Source organism: Xanthomonas indica, from assembly GCF_040529045.1.
GTDB classification, from domain to species: domain Bacteria; phylum Pseudomonadota; class Gammaproteobacteria; order Xanthomonadales; family Xanthomonadaceae; genus Xanthomonas_A; species Xanthomonas_A indica.
In genome coordinates this window covers 33,468-49,038 of sequence record NZ_CP131914.1, presented here as the reverse complement: position 1 = coordinate 49,038, position 15,571 = coordinate 33,468, and the positions used below count along the sequence as shown (strand labels likewise).

Genomic DNA, 15,571 nt, shown 5'->3' with positions numbered 1-15,571 from the left:
ATGCCGATGCACCAAGTCATGCGTGCGTCGACGCTTCGTTGCCTGATTCCGTTCCTGCAAGCGAGCGACTTCGCGACCGCGCGCCGCATGCAGTGAAGGCGGCGTTGTCGCGTCGTGAGGCGGCATTCCGCGCACGGCGACGCTGCACACGCGTTGCGCCGCGCTGCGTGCAGCGCACCGCTGGAATGCGCACCCATGGGGCACGTGACTCGCTCCCCAGCTTGATCACCCATTCGCTGCACCTGCGCGCAAAGCGTTGACCATCGCGCCACAGCTGCGCAGCCTGCAGGGACTACGGTGACACGGGTGCACGGCATGGCACGGCGGTTTCCCTGGAGTTGGTTGGCGCTGTTTGTGGCCTGTGCGTTGGTGCTGGTGCTGGCCTGGCAGAACCGCAGCCTGCGCGAGGAACGGCGTTGGTTCGTCACCCGCACCACCGAGCCGTATCTGGGCATGTACGTGCCGCGTATCGCCGCCACCAGCCTGGACGGCGCGTCGCTGACGCTCGGTGAGCCGACGGCCGAGCGCCAGGTGCTGTTCTTCTTCACCACCACCTGCCCGTACTGCAAGCGCTCGGCACCGCATGTGGTGCAGGCGGCGCAGCGCCTGGCCGCGCAGCAGCCCGGCGTGCAGGTACTGGGCGTATGCCACTGCAGTCCCGCGCAGGCGCAGCGTTATGCCGCCGAGCACGGCTTCACGTTTCCGGTGACCACGCTGACCGATCGCCGCACGCTGATGCTGTTCCGCGCGCGCAACGTGCCGACGCTACTGGCGCTGGACCGTCAGGGACGCGTGCGCTATGCGCGCGTCGGCGTTTTCGATACCACGGAGCGGATGCAGGATCTGATGGCCGCAGTGCGCAGCACGGAAGTGCCGCCGGCCTTGGCAACCATCGAGGAGTAAGCCATGAAACAGCGTTGGACAGCGTTACGCAACGGGATGCTCGCGGCCGTGTTCCTGGCCAGCATGGGCTTCGGCGCGGTGCAGGCGATCGCCGGTGACGGCATCGAGAAGGAGGCGGCCTGCAGCGCCTGGGCCTGCCAGCAGGAATGCGCGCCGTTCGGCGGCGAGCTGGGACCGGGTGGCCCCGGACAGCCGCTGATCTGCTACTGCTGCGGCTGAGTTGCGCCCGGGGCCGGTCGCGCCAGGCCGGCTCCGGGGATGTAGCGCAATGGGCGCAATGATGGCCGGCCCGCACGCGCCTACGCGCCGCGCTTTGGCGATGCAGGTACCGCGCACGCGTTCACGGGAGCCTGGATCCAACCCGGTCCGCCGCCAACGATTCACGCAGGTTTGCGCGGCGGCTGGGCATGGTGGGACGCAGACCAACCAGGAGCGTTCCATGACCTCACCCTTTCATCCCGCCCGCCTGTCCCTGCTCGCGGCGCTGACCGCCGTCGCGTTGAGCGGCTGCGGCAAGCCCGGCGACCAGGCCTCGCGTACCGCACCGGCCACCTCGCCGGAACCCACCGCCGCGCCGGTCGGCGGCGAAAGCGGGCGTGCGCCGATCGGTGGCGACGCCTCGGCCAAGGCGATGCTGCAGGTGCTGGAGGGCAACGTGGTGGCGCTGTCGAAGCAGGCGCTGTCGCGCGATGTCAGCAAGACCGTGGCCGACTTCGCCCGCGAGACCATCGCCGTGCACCACGATGCCGACCCGGCCACCGCCGGCAAGGGGGGACCTGGCGATGCGGAGAAGATTGCTGCGCAGGTGGCCAAGGGCCGCGCGCAGTTGCAGGCGCTGGGAGATGAGAAGGACAACTCCGCCTACATGAACGCCTACGCGGCGGCGGTGGTGCGGCAGTACTCCGATGCGCTGTCGGTGATCGATGCCGAACTGGTGCCGGCCGCCAAGGAAGACGCCACGCGCCAGGAACTGCAGCAGGCGCGCAAGCGCATCGCCGAGCAACTGGAGCGCGCACAGGCGCTGGCCTCGGCACGCTACTGAGCACATAGCCCCTCTCCCGTTGGGGCGACAGGGTGCGGCCTGCGCGCCACTGGCGCGCGCACCCTGGAGCGCCCGCGCCGCAAGCGCGGGCCGGGGCGCGCAGCGGGGGTTGCGGTGAGGGTACGGCACGAAGCGACTTTCAGAGTTGGGGCGCCCGAAGCTGCGCCAGTCTCCTCATCCGCCCCTGCGGGGCACCGCCCCCGAAAATGCGGGCCATGCTTCCGACGAGGGAGAAGCAAGAGCCGCTAGGGCGTGCCATTCGTCCCGGAGCATGCAGCGCTGCGATTGCATGCGCCTGCCACGCCCAACGCGGCATCCTCGGCAATCGGTGACACGCCCTAGCCGTTGGCGGCGACCGCTTGCCGTGCCGGCTGCTCTTCACGCCCATCCGGATGTCGCGCGAAGCGGGTCGGGTCGCTGCCGTGCACCGGCGCCTCGTCCTGCCATGGCCAGCCGCCGAACTGGGTGCGGCGATAGTCGGCCATGGCCTGGGCGATCTCGGCCTGGGTGTTCATCACGAACGGACCGTGTTGGGCCACCGGTTCGGCGATCGGTCGGCCTTGCAGCACCAGGAACTCGCTCACCCCTCCGTCGCCATTGACCAACTCGACCGCCTGATCGGCGCGCAACTCGATCGCCGCGTGTCGGGTCACCGGGCGCCCACCCACCGTCACCGCCGCGCCCTTGAAGAAGTACAGGCTGCGGCGCGTGCCGCGGCCTTGCGCGGCGGGCAGGGTCCAGCGTGCGCCGGGTGCCATGCGGATCGTCCAGATGGCCACATCGGCATCGTCCTGCGCAGCCCACGAATCCGGTGGCGGCGCGAGCGGGCCGCCGGCGCTGCCGGGCGCGGCGTCGATCGGACCGATGCGGCCGGCCACGCAGGCCACCTCGGTGGTGCGGCCAGCATCGTCGGTGGCCGTGAAGCGCGGCAGGTCTTCCGACCAGAACATGGTGAAGTGCGGCGCGGCCAGCTTGTTGCGCGCCGGCAGGTTCAGCCAGATCTGGAACAGTTCCAGCGGGTTGGGCGCGGCCGTGTCCAGCAGCGGGAACATCTCCGAATGGACGATGCCCGCGCCGGCCGTCACCCATTGCACGTCGCCGGCACCGAAGCGCGCCGCCGCACCGAGCGAGTCGGCATGGTCGATCAGGCCCTTGCGCACGATGGTCACGGTCTCGAAGCCGCGGTGCGGATGGCCGGGAAAACCGGGAATCTCCTCGCCGTGATACATGCTCCAGCCGTCCTTGCGGCTGAAGTCCTGGCCGATGGCGCGGCCGTGCAGCGGCGCCGCCGGCCCCATCGCGCCGTTGCCGGCGGGGTAGGCATCGTCGTGGTAGACGCAGAACAGGAACGGGTCGATCGTGTCCCAAGGGAAGCCGAGCGGCTTGATCTGGACGATGGGGTCGGTCATGGAGAGATCCTTCGTGCGAGCGCCGCCCGAGGTTGGACGCGGCAACCTTCACGATATGGGGCGGTGCCGATGGAACGGAAGGCCGGCCCGAAGGACATCCTGTCCCGCTCGGGAAACGCTGGGCTGCGCCGCCGCCGCGTCCATGGCGATGGCGCAGGCGCGGTGGCCGGCCGCGTTGCATGCGCCGATCGCGCGAACCCGGCAGGTAGCGGCGTGCGCTGAATGCTTGCCGGGGCGCAACCGCGCAGCTGCGCCCGCAGGACCCGTGCGTCATTGGACTGTCATCTGCCGCGGCCAGCATCGCAGGCTTTTCCGATCCTGCGAGCGCCTGGTGCGTCCCGAACCCTTGCCGGCCCTGTCGCGGCTGTTCCTGCAATGGCGGCCGTCGCTGAGCCGCTATTTCCGCAAGCGCCGCGCCGCGGCCTGGGATACCGACGACCTGCTGCAGGAAGTGTGGCTGCGGCTGCAGCGCAGCGAGGCGCATGCGCCGGAGATCGCCAATCCCGAAGCCTACCTGTTCACCATCGCCGCCAACCTGATGCGCGAGCACGCGCTGCTGCACCAGCGCAACAGCCAGCGCGATACCTGCCTGGACGACGTGCTGGACCGGCTCGCGGTGCCCTGCGAGGCCGATGCGCAGGTGCACCGCGCGCAGCGCCGGCAGCGCCTGGCCGAACTGATGGCGCGGCTGCCGCCGAAGTGCCGTGCGGCGATGGTGCTGCGCTACCGCGACGAGCTGGGCTACCAGGAGATCGCCGAGCAATTGCAGATCTCCAGCCACATGGTCAAGAAATACATCATCAAGGGCCTGGCGGTGTGCCGGCAGGGCATGGCGCGCTATGCGTGAGGAGTCACGACGCAGCGCCGAAGCCGCCGCGGACTGGTACCTGGCGCAGCGCGAGACCACGCTGCCGCCGGCGCGGCAGGCCGAGTTCCTGGGCTGGCTGCGGCAGTCGCCGGCACACGTGGCCGCCTATCTCGACATCGCGCGCATGCACGGCGACCTGCCGTCCGCGGCCCAGGCGCAGCAGGCCAGCAGTGCGCAACTGCGCGCGCATGCCTTGCGCAGCGGGGCGGTGGTGGTGCCGTTGCGCCCGGACGTGGACACACCGGCGGTGGCGTTCAACCCGCGTCGTGTCGTGCCACGACGCAGGCGCTGGCCGTTGGCGGCGGCGGCCGTGCTGGCGCTGGCCGTCGCCGGCACGGCGCTGCGCCTGAGCGCGCCGACGCCAGTGCCGGCAACGGTCTACGCAGCGCCGGCGGACGCGCCGCGCAGCATCGCGCTGGACGACGGCAGCGTGGTGCAACTGCAGCGCGGCGGCGCGATCGCGGTGCGCTACGGCACGCAGCGCCGCGATATCGCCCTGCTGCGCGGCAAGGCGGTGTTCGATCTTGGCCACGATCCGGCACGGCCGCTGCGGGTCAGCGTCGGTACCCTGGTGCTGCGCGACGTCGGCACCGTGTTCGGGGTCGACCCGCAGGCCGGCGGGGCGCGGGTCACCGTGCTGCAGGGGCGGGTGCAGGTGTCGCGCGACACGCCGGCATGGTGGCGCCGCGGCGACCTGCCGTCGGAGGGGACGACGCTGGCGGACCTGGGCGGCGGCCAGCAGGCACGGGTGGATGCGCAGGGCCGTGTGCTGGCGCTGCGCGACCATGCCGACATCGCCGACGCCACTGCCTGGCTGCCGGCGCAGGTCGGCGTACAGGATCGCAGCCTCGGCGAGGTGGCGCGGCTGTTCAACGCCTACACCACGCGGCCGCTGCGCATCGCCGACCCGGCGCTGGCGGCGCAGCGGGTCAGCGGCGTGTTCCACCTGCGCGATCCGGAGGCCTTCGTCGCCTATGTCGGCAGCCTGCCCGGCGTGCAGGTGCAGCGCGATGCGCAGGCGGTGACTCTCCGCCGCGCACCGGCGCCGCTGTAAGAAAAAATTCACGCAATCGACGGTAGCCGCACGGCGCGCCGGGGCACTCCTAGGACGCATGGCCGCCGCGCAAAACGCGTGCGGCCGCCCTTCCTCCCCTCCGGTGTGATCGTCATGCGCAAGCCTCTCGTCGTCTCCATCGCCCTGCTGCTCGGCAGTGCGTCCTCGCTGCCGGCCTGGTCGGCACCCGCCGCCACGGCGGCGGCCATCGCGCCCATGCCGCTGGCGCAGGCGCTGGACCAGTTCGCGCGCAGCAGCGGCCTGCAACTGATGTACGACCCGGCGCTGGCCGCGGGCCTGCGCAGCAGCGGTGCCCCGGCCGGCCTGGCGCCGCCGCAGCAGTTGCATGCGCTGCTCGCCGGCACCGGCCTGGACTACCGCATGCTGACCCCGGGCTCGGTCGCCATCGTGCGCAGCAGCGTCGCCGCTGCCCCGGCCGCCGCGCCGCGTGCGCCGCGCAGCGCCGCCCCGGCGCGCGCCGAGGCCGACGGCGAGCACGACGGCCCGCGCGAACTGGCGCCGATCAACGTCACCGCCAACAGCGTCGACACGCTGGCGCCCAGCGCCGCGCCGCTGGAGGCGAGCCAGCCGACCTCGGTGATCGACGAACGCTTCATCCGCGACGGCCTGCGCCTGAATTCCAACTACGACGACATCATCAAGTACGCGCCCAGCGTGGTCACCACCTCGCCGGAAGGCCCGGGCCTGGGCAAGAACGAAGGCATCAGCATCCGCGGCTTCCAGGACGGCCAGTTCAACATCACCTTCGACGGTATCCCGTTCGGCGATGCCAGCGATCTGCACCACACCACCTCGGCCTACTTCAACAACCACGTGCTCGGCCAGGCCGAGATCGACCGCGGCCCCGGCGGTGGCGCCACCATCGGCAACGCCACCTTCGGCGGTACCCTGGCGCTGCGCACGCGCAACCCCAGCGAGGTGGACGGCGTCACCGTCTACGGCACCGGCGGCAGCTGGAACACCTGGGCCGGTGGTGTCAGCGCCGACGAGCACATCGGCAACACGCGCCTGTTCGCCGACCTGTCCAAGGAGGCCAGCGACACCTACCTCAACGGCACCGACGACCGCCGCGAGCACGCCTTCCTCAAGACCGTCAGCGACCTGGGCGAGGCGACCACGCTGACCTTCGTCAGCAGCTACAACCAGGAGCACCAGAACACCGTGCAGGGCGCCACCCGCGCGCAGATCGCGCAGCACGGCTGGCGCTACGGCCTGGGCGACGATCCGACCCTGCAGAACTACACCGGCTACAACGCCGCCGCCTACTACTCCAGCTTCACCTACCTGGGCCTGAGCACGCGCCTGGGCGACTGGGACCTGGACAACAAGGTCTACTACAACAGCTTCGACCACACCGCTTCCAAGACCAGCATCCCCACCAGCGAGAGCGCTGCCGACAACGGCGTGACCTTCTATGGCGCGACCGGCAAGAAGCTGTCCAAGGCCGCCAAGGACGTGCCGGGCAAGCTGTCGGACAACGATTTCCGCGCCTTCGGCGACGTGCTGCGGCTGGCGCGCGACCTGGGACCGGGCCAGTTGCAGACCGGCGTGTGGGTGGAGCGCAACCTGGACGAGCGTCAGCAGTTGCCGGTGGACATGAGCACCGGCGCGGCCAGCGGCACCAAGTACGGCTCGCTGTACAACTACAAGCTGCACGACCGCACCGACACGCTGCAGCCGTATCTGCAGTACGACTGGAAGCTCAGCGACAGCCTGACCCTCAGCCCGGGCCTGCGCTACGCGCGGGTGCAGCGCCAGCTCGATGCCGAGCTCAACAAGAGCACGCCGCCGGCGCCGGCGCACAGCACGGCCAGCTACGACGCCACGCTGCCATCGCTGAGCCTGCACCAGGCCTTCAACGAGCACTGGAGCGGCTACGTGCAGGCTGCGCGCGGCTTCCTGGCACCGCCGATCGACGTGATCGAACTCAACGGCGCGCGCGGCCTGCGCCCGGAACTGACCAGCAACTACCAGCTCGGCACCAGCTACGCCGCGCGCGGCCTGACCTTCGGCGCCGACGTCTACTACATCGACTTCAGCAACTACATCAGCCAGACCCTGATCAATACCGACAGCGGCACCGAGAACGCCTACGTCAACGGCGGCGGCGCGGTGTATCGCGGCGCCGAGGCCGAGGCCACCTACGCGCTGACGCCGGTGCTGAGTCTGTACGCCAACGCCAGCTACAACGACGCCACCTACAAGCACAGCAGCACCCAGGTCGCCGGCACGCCGCGGGTGACCGCGGCGCTGGGGCTGCTGTACAACAGCGGCACCGGCTACTTCGGTTCGCTGATGGAGAAGGTGGTGGGCGCGCAGTACGGCGTGGACAACAGCACCGCGGCCAGCGGCGCCACCGTGTTCGGCAACGACCAGCGTCTGGGCGGCTACGCCAGCCTGGACGCGGCGCTGGGCTACCGCAGCACGCACGGGCCCTACGGCCTGAAGGGCTACTCGATCAGCATGGACGTCAACAACCTGCTGAACCGGCATGCGTTGATCGGCTACGCCGGCACCCGCTCCTCCGACAACCAGCCGCTGTACTTCGGCCTGGCCGGGCGCGGCGTGTTCCTCGACCTGTCGCTGAAGTTCTGAGGCCGGCCATGTCCTTTTCCCAGTTTGCACGCGTGCGCAGCGGATGGCGTCTGGCCGCGCTGCTGTGGGTCGCCAGCGCCGCGTGGCCGGTGGCCGCATCGTCCAAGCAGGCCCCCGCGCCCGCCGCACCGAGCGCAGCGGAGGTGCGCCTGACGATCGTGGTGATGCGCCACGGCGTGCGCGCGCCGACGCAATCGCCACAGGAGTTGGCCAAGTACGCCGCGCAGCCGTGGCCGCAATGGCCGGTGGCGCCCGGCCAGCTCACTGCGCACGGGGCGGCCGGCATGCAGGCGCTGGGTGCGCGCTATCGGCAGCGCTGGCTGGGCACGGCAGCGCTGGCGCCCGATTGCGCCAGGTCCGGCGTGGTGGTGATCGCCGACAGCACGCCGCGCAACCACGACAGCGCGGCGGCGTTCACCGAGGGACTGCTGCCGGGATGTCAGGCGCAGTACCTGGCGTTGCCGACGGCGCAGAATAATCCGCTGTTCCATTTCGGCAAGGACGAGGACAAGGACGACGCTGCGCCCGCGGCGCCGCTGCACCTGGACGCGGCCACCCGCACCCGCCTGCGCGCGCTGCAGCGGGTGCTGTCCGGCTGCGCGACCTCGGCCTGCGCTGCGCCGGACGCGCCGCGTCTGGACGATCCACAGCGGCTGCAGGAGCCGGCACAGGCGGCCAAGGCATTGAAGACCGCCGGCAGCCTGGCCGAGAACCTGATGCTGGAGTATGCGCAAGGCCTGCCGTTGCCGCAGGTGGCCTGGGGGCGCGCCGATGCCGCGGCGCTGCAGCGGCTGATCGGCCTGCACAACGCCTCCTTCGGCTACAGCAAGCGGGCGCTGCCGGCGGCGCGCGCCGCCGGCTCCAACCTGCTCGCGCACCTGCTGGCGACGCTGCAGGCCGCGGCCGGGCAACCGCCGGCGGTGGCACCGCTGGCGCCGGCGGACACGCGCGCGCTGGTGCTGCTCGGCCACGACACCAACCTGGCGCACCTGGCCGGCCTGTTCGGCATCGATCCGCTGGTGCCCGGGCAGCCGGACGCGTATCCGCCCGGCGGCGCGCTGCTGCTGGAGCTGGTGCGGCAGGACGGCCAGGATTTCCTGCAACTGCGCAGCGTGGTGCCGACCCTGCCGGCGCTGCGCGCCAACCGCTTCGACGGCCACGGCCTGCGCGAGCGGCGCTGGCCGCTGCCCGGCTGCGGCGGCCGACTGCGCTGCCCGCTGGCGATGGCGTTGCAGGCACTGCAGGCGCGGCTGGATCCGCAGCGGGTCGAGGCCGATGTGCCGGCAATGAAGCCATGGCCGGCGCAGGCGGCACCGGTGAGCGATTAGGCGGCGCCTGTGCTTGGCGGCACCGTAGGAGCGGCTTCAGCCGCGACTGGGCGTTCCTGAGTCATGCCTGTCGCGGCTGAAGCCGCTCCGACGCGTGTCACGGGCCGGGGTAAATGCCGCTCGCCATCACGGCCCCCTCCGCGCGGAAGGTCGATCATCGCGGTTCCCCCACGCGCCTGCGCCTGCGTGCGCCGCGCTCTTTGCCAGGACCCCCGCCATGTCCCCGACCCACGCCGCCGCGCTGCCCGACACCATGACCGCGATCGAGATCCGCCAGCCCGGTGCGCCCGAGGTGCTGGTGCCGGTGCGCGTGCCGCTGCCGCATCCAGGGCGCGGCGAACTGCTGGTGCGGGTGGCCGCGGCCGGCGTCAACCGGCCCGACGTGATGCAGCGCCAGGGCAGCTATCCGCCGCCGCCGGGCGCCTCGCCGCTGCCAGGGCTGGAGTTCGCCGGCGAGGTGGTCGGCCTGGGCGAAGGCGTGGAGCGCTACCGCCTGGGCTACCAGGTCTGCGCGCTGGTCGCCGGCGGCGGCTATGCCGAGTACGCGGTGGTGCACGAACGCAACGCCTTGCCGGTGCCGGCGGCGCTGAGCCTGACCGAGGCCGCGGCGGTGCCGGAAACCTTCTTCACCGTGTGGACCAACGTGTTCCAGCGCGGCCGCCTGCAGTCCGGCGAGACCCTGCTGGTGCACGGCGGCACCTCCGGCATCGGCAGCGTCGCCACCTTGCTCGGGCGGGCCTTCGGCGCGCGGGTGATCAGCACCGTGGGGTCGGCCGACAAGCGCGCGGCCAGCCTGGCGCTGGGCGCGGAGGCGGCCATCCTCTACCGCGAGGAAGACTTCGTCGCCGAGACGATGCGCCTGACCGAGGGCCGCGGCGCCGACGTGATCGTGGACCTGATTGGCGGCGACTATCTGGCGCGCAACTACCAGGCCGCGGCGCTGGACGGACGCATCGTGCAGATCGGCATCCAGCAGGGCAAGGTGCACGAACTGGACCTGATGCCGCTGCTGGCCAAGCGCCTGACCCACACCGGCTCGACCCTGCGTCCGCGCTCGGTGATGGAGAAGGCGGCGATCGCACGCGAACTGGAGGAGCGGGTGTGGCCGTTGCTGGCCGAGGGTCGCATCAAGCCGCAGGTGGACCGCTGCTTCCCGCTGCAGGAGGCGGCGCAGGCGCATGCGCTGATGGAATCCAGCGCGCACATCGGCAAGATCGTGCTGACGACAGCAGCGCAGTGAATGCGGGCATCGGTCGCGGCTAGCCGCGCGCTGTCGTAGGAGCGGCTTCAGCCGCGACGGGCTTTACCGGGAACGCCCGTCGCGGCTGAAGCCGCTCCTCCCCTCGATCCCGCTCGTGATGGGGAGCTCTCGATGCCACCGCGCGCAGGTGTTCCGCTCCCCTCGCCACACACGCCCCCTCGTCACCGCTGGCCCGGTTCAAGCGCCGCGCCGTATAGTGCGCCGCACGCGCGGTGGTCCGCGCTTGCCCGTGCCGGTCCCTGCGTGCGCCTGCTGCCCCGTTCCGCGTCCTCGTCGTCCCTGTTGCGTTGCGTCCTGCTGCTGTTGTGGCTGTGCGCGGCCGTGGCCTCCGCCCAGCCGCAGGACGCCGACGACGCGCCGCCGGACCCGCAGACCCTGCTGGACAACGCCGCCAAGTCGCTGAAGGACGCGCGCGGCCAGGAAGTGGACGCGGGCAACCAGACCGCCTTCCAGGACCTGGTGGCGCAGGTCTCCGATGCCGCCAACGATGCGCAGACCGCCGCCGATGCGCTCTCGCAGCAGCTGGCGCAGGTCAATGCGCGCCTGCAGCAACTCGGCCCGGCTGCCACCGGCGACTCGCCCGACATCGCCGCGCAGCGCAAGGCGCTGACCAAGCAGCGCGACGCGCTGGATTCGGGGGTCAAGCGCGGCAAGCTGATGGTGGTGGAGGCGCGGCAGCTGGCCGACGACATCGAACGCGCGCGCGCCGAGCATTTCAGTCAGGAGCTGTCGCTGCGCTCGCCCTCGCCGCTGTCGCCGGCGCTGTGGAAGCAGATCGCCGCCGATTTCCCCGACGACCAGGCCAAGTTGCTGGCGCTGTATGCGCTGGGCCAGCAGGCGCTGCAGGGCGCGATCGCCGAGCATGGCCGCGGCGCGCTCGGGTTCGGCATCGCCATCGCGCTGATCCTGCTGTTCCCGCTGCGCTACCTGCTGCGCTGGCTGGGCAAGCGCTATGCGGTGTCGCGCGCGCCGGGCAGCCGCCTGCGCCGCTCCGGTCTGGCGATCTGGTTCCTGCTGCTGGGCACGCTGACCCCGGGCCTGGCCGCGGTGGCGCTGGCCGAGGCCCTGCGCAGCATCGATGCGGTGCCCGAGCGCCTGGAGACGGTGCTCAATGGCTTCGTGTGGGTCAGCTTCGCCGCGGCCTTCATGGGTTCGCTCGGCGCCAGCGTGCTGCTGCCGAACCAGCCGAGCTGGCGGCTGTTCCCGATCGACGACGCCACCGCGCGGCGCCTGCGCAAGTACACCTGGGCCACCGCGGCGCTGGCCTGGCTCAGCAGCATGCTGCTGGTGGTCAACCAGGCCGCGCGCACCAGCGATTCGGCCACCGTCGCCGCCGACGGGGTGATCGCGCTGGTCTACGGCGTGCTGATCCTGGCGACGCTGACCAGCCTGTCGCGGCTGCGCCGGCGGCAGTACGCCGAGGCCGCGGCGCAGGCGCTGGCCAACGACCAGCCGCCGCCGCCCGGCCAGCACGGCGGGGTGCTGGCGTTGATCGGGGTGCTGGTCAAGGTGGCGGTGGTGGTGGCGCTGCTGGCGGCGCTGCTGGGCTACCTGCACCTGGGCCTGTTCATCACCCGGCAGATCATCTGGATCACCATGATCGTCGGCGCGGTGCGCCTGCTGATGACCTTCGCCGACGACTTCGCGCTGTGGCTGTTCGCCAGCGAAGGCCGCATCGGCCGCGCCGCCAACGGCGCCTTCGGGGTGCGTTCGAGCAGCCTGGAGCAAGCCGGCGTGCTGACTTCGGCGCTGCTGCGGGTGCTGCTGCTGCTGATCGGCGTCGGCGCGCTGCTGATGCCGTTCGGCACCAACGTCTCGATCGTCTCGGACTGGTTTTCGCTGCTGTCCGACGGCATCCGCGTCAGCGACAAGGTGGTGCTTTACCCGGGGGCGATTGCGCGCGCGGTGCTGGTGCTGCTGCTCGGCCTGGGCGTCATGCAGTACCTGCATCGCTGGCTGACCCAGACCTATCTGCCCAAGACCGAACTGGACGACGGCTCGCGCAACTCGATCAGCACGGTGGCGCGCTATGTCGGCATCATCCTGGCGGCGTTGTGGGCGCTGGCCGCACTGGGCATCGGCCTGGAGCGGATCGCGCTGGTGGTCAGCGCGCTGTCGGTCGGCATCGGTTTCGGCCTGCAGTCGATCACCCAGAACTTCGTGTCCGGCCTGATCCTGCTCGCCGAGCGTCCGGTCAAGATCGGCGACTGGATCAAGATCGGCGACCAGGAGGGCGATGTGCGCCGGATCAGCGTGCGCGCCACCGAGATCCAGGTCGGCGACCGCTCCACCCTGATCGTCCCCAACTCCGAACTGATTACCAAGACCCTGCGCAACATGACCCTGGCCGGGCCGCTGGGGCGGGTGCAGATCCAGTTCGCGGTGTCGCTGGGCACCGACGTGACCAAGCTGCGCGCCCTGCTGCTGGAGCTGTACGCGGCGCACCCGGGCGTGCTGGACGACCCGGCGCCCTCGGTGTTCATCGACTCCATCGCCAGCGGCCACGTCACCCTCAACAGCTTCGCCTACGTGGCCTCGCCGCGGCTCACCTACGGCACCCGCAGCGACCTGTTCTTCGCCCTGCTGCAGCGCCTGGCCGAGGAGGGCATCGTGCTGGAGTCGCCGCAGGAAGTGAAGCTGGTGCGTGAGTAGCTGGGATTGGGGATTCGGGATTGGGGATTGGTGAAGCGTAAAGCAGGCTTGGCTGCGACCTGCTGGCGTTGCAGGTCGCGGCTGAAGCCGCTCCTACGATTCCCCATTCCCGATTCCCCACTCCCGGCCGTTCAGCGCCTCCCGCGCTCCTCGCGGGCGCGGATGCGCCGGTCGAACAGCACGGCGCTGACCACGATGCCCAGGCCCAGGATCACGCCGAGCAGGAACAGCACCATCGCGATGGCCGGGTAGCCGAACAGCTTGGTGCCGGTGTCGATGCGCATCATCTGCGTGGAGGCCAGGATCAGCGCGGCGGTGACGATGCCGGCGGCGACGCGGTTGGCGATCTTCTGCAGGCTCTCCATCAGCCGCGATTCCTCCAGCCCGGCCACGCGCACCTGCAGGCGGTTCTCCGCGGCCAGGGTGAGGATGTCCGAGAGCCGGCGCGGGCCCTCGCGCAGCAGCGCCTGCAGTTCCATCGCCTCGCTGGCCAGGTTGGCCGCCGACAGCGACTTCTTCAGCCGCGCGCGCATCACGTGCTGCAGCTGGTCCTCGACCACCACGCGCGTGTCCAGGTGCGGCGACAGCGCGCGGCACACTGCTTCCAGGTTCAGCAGGGTCTTGCCGAGCAGGCTCAGCTCGGGCGGCGTGCGCAGGCCGTAGGCGGTGGCGATGCGCACCAGGTCCAGCACCACCCGGCCTTCGGAGGTGGCGTCGTGCGCGGCGTAGCGGGCGATCATCTGCCCGGTCTCGCGCTGGTAGCGCTCCTCGTCGAAGTCCTCCAGGCGCGTGCTCAGGGCGATGGTTTCCTCGGCCACTTCCTCGCCGCGGCCGTCGACCGCCGCGAACAGCAGCTTGAGCAGGCGCTCGCGCAGCTTCGGCGGCACGTGCGCGACCATGCCCAGGTCGAAGATCGCCAGGCGCCCGTCGGCGAGCACGCGCAGGTTGCCCGGATGCGGGTCGGCGTGGATCTCGCCGTGCACGAACATCTGGTCCAGATAGCCACGCACCAGCGCCGCGGCCAGGTCGTCCATCGGCTGCTCGGTGCGGCGCAGCCCGGAGATCTTGTCCACGCGCACGCCTTCGGCCAGCTGCATGGTCAGCACGCGGCGGCTGCACAGGTCCCACACCGGCTGCGGCACCCACAGCTGCGGGAACGGCCGCAGGTGTTCGCCGAAGCGCGCCAGGTTCTCGGCCTCGGCCTCGTAGTTCAGTTCGGCCAGCAGCGCCTTGCCGAACTCGGCCAGCCAGTCGGCGAAGCGGATGCGCCGGCCCAGCCCGGTGAGCTTGTCGGCGGCGCTGGCGAAGCTGCGCAGCACTTCCAGGTCCGAGCGCACCTGCGCGGCGACCTCGGGCTTCTGCACCTTGATCGCCACCGGTGTGCCGTCGCGCAGCGCGGCGCGGTGCACCTGCGCCAGCGAGGCGCTGCCCAGCGGGGTGTCGTCGAAGGCGGAGAAGGCCTTGTTGATGCCGACACCGAGTTCGGCCTCGACGATCTCGCGGATGCGCTCGCTCGGAATCGGCGCGGTGTTCTCCTGCATCCGCTCCAGCGCGGTGGCGAACTCCGGCGGCACCACGTCCGGGCGCGTGGACAGCATCTGCCCGAGCTTGACGAAGGTCGGCCCCAGCGCCTCCAGGTCGGTGACGAACTGTTCCGGCGTGCCTTCCGGCGGCAGCTCGTGCTCGCCCTGGGCGGTCTCCATGTCCATGCCGGAAAACACCCCGGAGCTGCGGTAGCGCAGCAGCAGGCGCAGGATCTGGGTGCGGCGGCTGAGGCCGCCGATCACGTGCGGTGCGTCCGCAGCGTCGGGCGTCGCGCTCAAGGTGGGCTCCGGGCAGGCGAAAGGCAGGCATGAGTGTGGCGACCATCGGGTCGTCGCGCGGTGAATCCCGAGGCGCGTGGCGCCTGTTCTTCGCCGACGCGACGGAAGGGGGCGAGGGTCGCTGCACATGACAGCCGCGATCCTGCGCCCCGCGCCGTGCAAGCGGTCTGCCGTGATCGGCGCCATGTCGCCAGGAGCGCTGGCGATGGGGTCCTCATCATGGCGAGGCGTCGTATCCTGCCGCGTTGCGATGGCGCGGGTCGGAGGGAGCGGAGTGCAGCGGAGCGAACGGGCGAGGTCGATCGGGGCGCGTCGGTGCCATCCCTCGGGGCGCGGTCATCATCGGCGCGCTGCGCCAGAGACCGCGCCATGGGACGGCGCGACGCGCACGCGGGCGCGCGGTGTCGGCATGGCTGTGGCCCGATGAGCGGACGTCGGCTGGCGCTGCTGGCAGCGGTGGTGATCCTGGCGCTGCTGGTCATGGCCTGGCTGGGCGACGACGGCGCCGGCGTCGCCACCGAGGTGCGCAGCGCCCTGCGCGCCTTCGCGCGTGCGCTGTTCTGACCCATGGGCGGTTGGCAGCCTCTGTTCCGGTACCGCGACCGCGCTTACCCT

The 15,571-nt window shown here is 71.2% G+C and carries 12 protein-coding genes; 10 read left to right on the top strand and 2 right to left on the bottom strand.

The window, feature by feature from the left end; translation table 11 throughout:
* Positions 1-342: 342 nt before the first annotated feature.
* The 3 genes from Q7W82_RS00190 to Q7W82_RS00180 all read left to right on the top strand — a co-directional run bounded on the left by Q7W82_RS00190 (position 343) and on the right by Q7W82_RS00180 (position 1,945).
* Positions 343-903: a TlpA disulfide reductase family protein gene (locus Q7W82_RS00190; protein ID WP_242159952.1), complete on the top strand. Its 561-nt coding sequence runs from the start codon at positions 343-345 to the stop codon at positions 901-903.
* A gap of 3 nt (positions 904-906) precedes the next feature.
* Positions 907-1,122 carry a hypothetical protein gene (locus Q7W82_RS00185; protein WP_242159953.1) on the top strand — a complete coding sequence of 72 codons (216 nt, stop codon included), beginning with the start codon at positions 907-909 and terminating at the stop codon, positions 1,120-1,122.
* A 220-nt stretch (positions 1,123-1,342) separates the two neighbouring features.
* Positions 1,343-1,945, top strand: a complete 603-nt coding sequence (locus Q7W82_RS00180; RefSeq protein WP_242159954.1) for a hypothetical protein — start codon at positions 1,343-1,345, stop codon at positions 1,943-1,945.
* A gap of 338 nt (positions 1,946-2,283) precedes the next feature.
* On the opposite strand, the gene Q7W82_RS00175 is transcribed toward Q7W82_RS00180, so the two are convergent.
* A complete protein-coding gene (locus Q7W82_RS00175) occupies positions 2,284-3,354 on the bottom strand; it encodes a pirin family protein (RefSeq protein ID WP_242159955.1) in 1,071 nt (356 codons plus the stop codon).
* A gap of 331 nt (positions 3,355-3,685) precedes the next feature.
* Between Q7W82_RS00175 and Q7W82_RS00170 the strand changes: the two genes are divergently transcribed.
* The 6 genes from Q7W82_RS00170 (at position 3,686) to Q7W82_RS00145 (ending at position 13,133) form a co-directional block, all read left to right on the top strand.
* Complete coding sequence (locus tag Q7W82_RS00170) at positions 3,686-4,201, top strand: sigma-70 family RNA polymerase sigma factor (RefSeq protein ID WP_242159956.1); 516 nt, start codon at positions 3,686-3,688, stop codon at positions 4,199-4,201.
* Positions 4,194-5,276, top strand: coding sequence for a FecR domain-containing protein (locus tag Q7W82_RS00165; protein WP_242159957.1), 1,083 nt, complete (start codon positions 4,194-4,196; stop codon positions 5,274-5,276). The genes Q7W82_RS00170 and Q7W82_RS00165 overlap by 8 nt, the downstream gene beginning before the upstream one ends.
* A 114-nt stretch (positions 5,277-5,390) precedes the next feature.
* Positions 5,391-7,892 carry a TonB-dependent receptor gene (locus tag Q7W82_RS00160; RefSeq protein ID WP_242159958.1) on the top strand — a complete coding sequence of 834 codons (2,502 nt, stop codon included), beginning with the start codon at positions 5,391-5,393 and terminating at the stop codon, positions 7,890-7,892.
* An 8-nt stretch (positions 7,893-7,900) separates the two neighbouring features.
* Positions 7,901-9,220 carry a histidine-type phosphatase gene (locus Q7W82_RS00155; protein WP_242159959.1) on the top strand — a complete coding sequence of 440 codons (1,320 nt, stop codon included), beginning with the start codon at positions 7,901-7,903 and terminating at the stop codon, positions 9,218-9,220.
* Between the two features lie 217 nt (positions 9,221-9,437).
* The gene (locus tag Q7W82_RS00150; RefSeq protein ID WP_242159960.1) at positions 9,438-10,460 is read left to right on the top strand and encodes an NAD(P)H-quinone oxidoreductase; all 1,023 of its coding nucleotides are present in this window, start codon (positions 9,438-9,440) and stop codon (positions 10,458-10,460) included.
* A gap of 303 nt (positions 10,461-10,763) precedes the next feature.
* A complete protein-coding gene (locus Q7W82_RS00145; protein WP_242159961.1) occupies positions 10,764-13,133 on the top strand; it encodes a DUF3772 domain-containing protein in 2,370 nt (789 codons plus the stop codon).
* Positions 13,134-13,264: 131 nt separating this feature from the next.
* Here the strand turns inward: Q7W82_RS00145 and Q7W82_RS00140 are convergent, their stop codons facing one another.
* Positions 13,265-14,956 (bottom strand): AarF/UbiB family protein, encoded by a 1,692-nt coding sequence (locus tag Q7W82_RS00140; RefSeq protein WP_160945623.1) that lies wholly within the window; start codon positions 14,954-14,956, stop codon positions 13,265-13,267.
* 423 nt (positions 14,957-15,379) lie between these two features.
* Between Q7W82_RS00140 and Q7W82_RS00135 the strand changes: the two genes are divergently transcribed.
* Positions 15,380-15,520, top strand: a complete 141-nt coding sequence (locus tag Q7W82_RS00135) for a hypothetical protein (RefSeq protein ID WP_242159962.1) — start codon at positions 15,380-15,382, stop codon at positions 15,518-15,520.
* Positions 15,521-15,571: the final 51 nt, after the last annotated feature.

Coding starts and splice junctions, on each gene's coding strand:
- Q7W82_RS00150 (WP_242159960.1), top strand. CDS start 9,438: ATGTCCCCGACCCACGCCGCCGCGCTGCCCGACACCATGACCGCGATC.
- Q7W82_RS00175 (WP_242159955.1), bottom strand. CDS start 3,354: ATGACCGACCCCATCGTCCAGATCAAGCCGCTCGGCTTCCCTTGGGAC.
- Q7W82_RS00135 (WP_242159962.1), top strand. CDS start 15,380: ATGAGCGGACGTCGGCTGGCGCTGCTGGCAGCGGTGGTGATCCTGGCG.
- Q7W82_RS00180 (WP_242159954.1), top strand. CDS start 1,343: ATGACCTCACCCTTTCATCCCGCCCGCCTGTCCCTGCTCGCGGCGCTG.
- Q7W82_RS00165 (WP_242159957.1), top strand. CDS start 4,194: ATGCGTGAGGAGTCACGACGCAGCGCCGAAGCCGCCGCGGACTGGTAC.
- Q7W82_RS00155 (WP_242159959.1), top strand. CDS start 7,901: ATGTCCTTTTCCCAGTTTGCACGCGTGCGCAGCGGATGGCGTCTGGCC.
- Q7W82_RS00185 (WP_242159953.1), top strand. CDS start 907: ATGAAACAGCGTTGGACAGCGTTACGCAACGGGATGCTCGCGGCCGTG.
- Q7W82_RS00160 (WP_242159958.1), top strand. CDS start 5,391: ATGCGCAAGCCTCTCGTCGTCTCCATCGCCCTGCTGCTCGGCAGTGCG.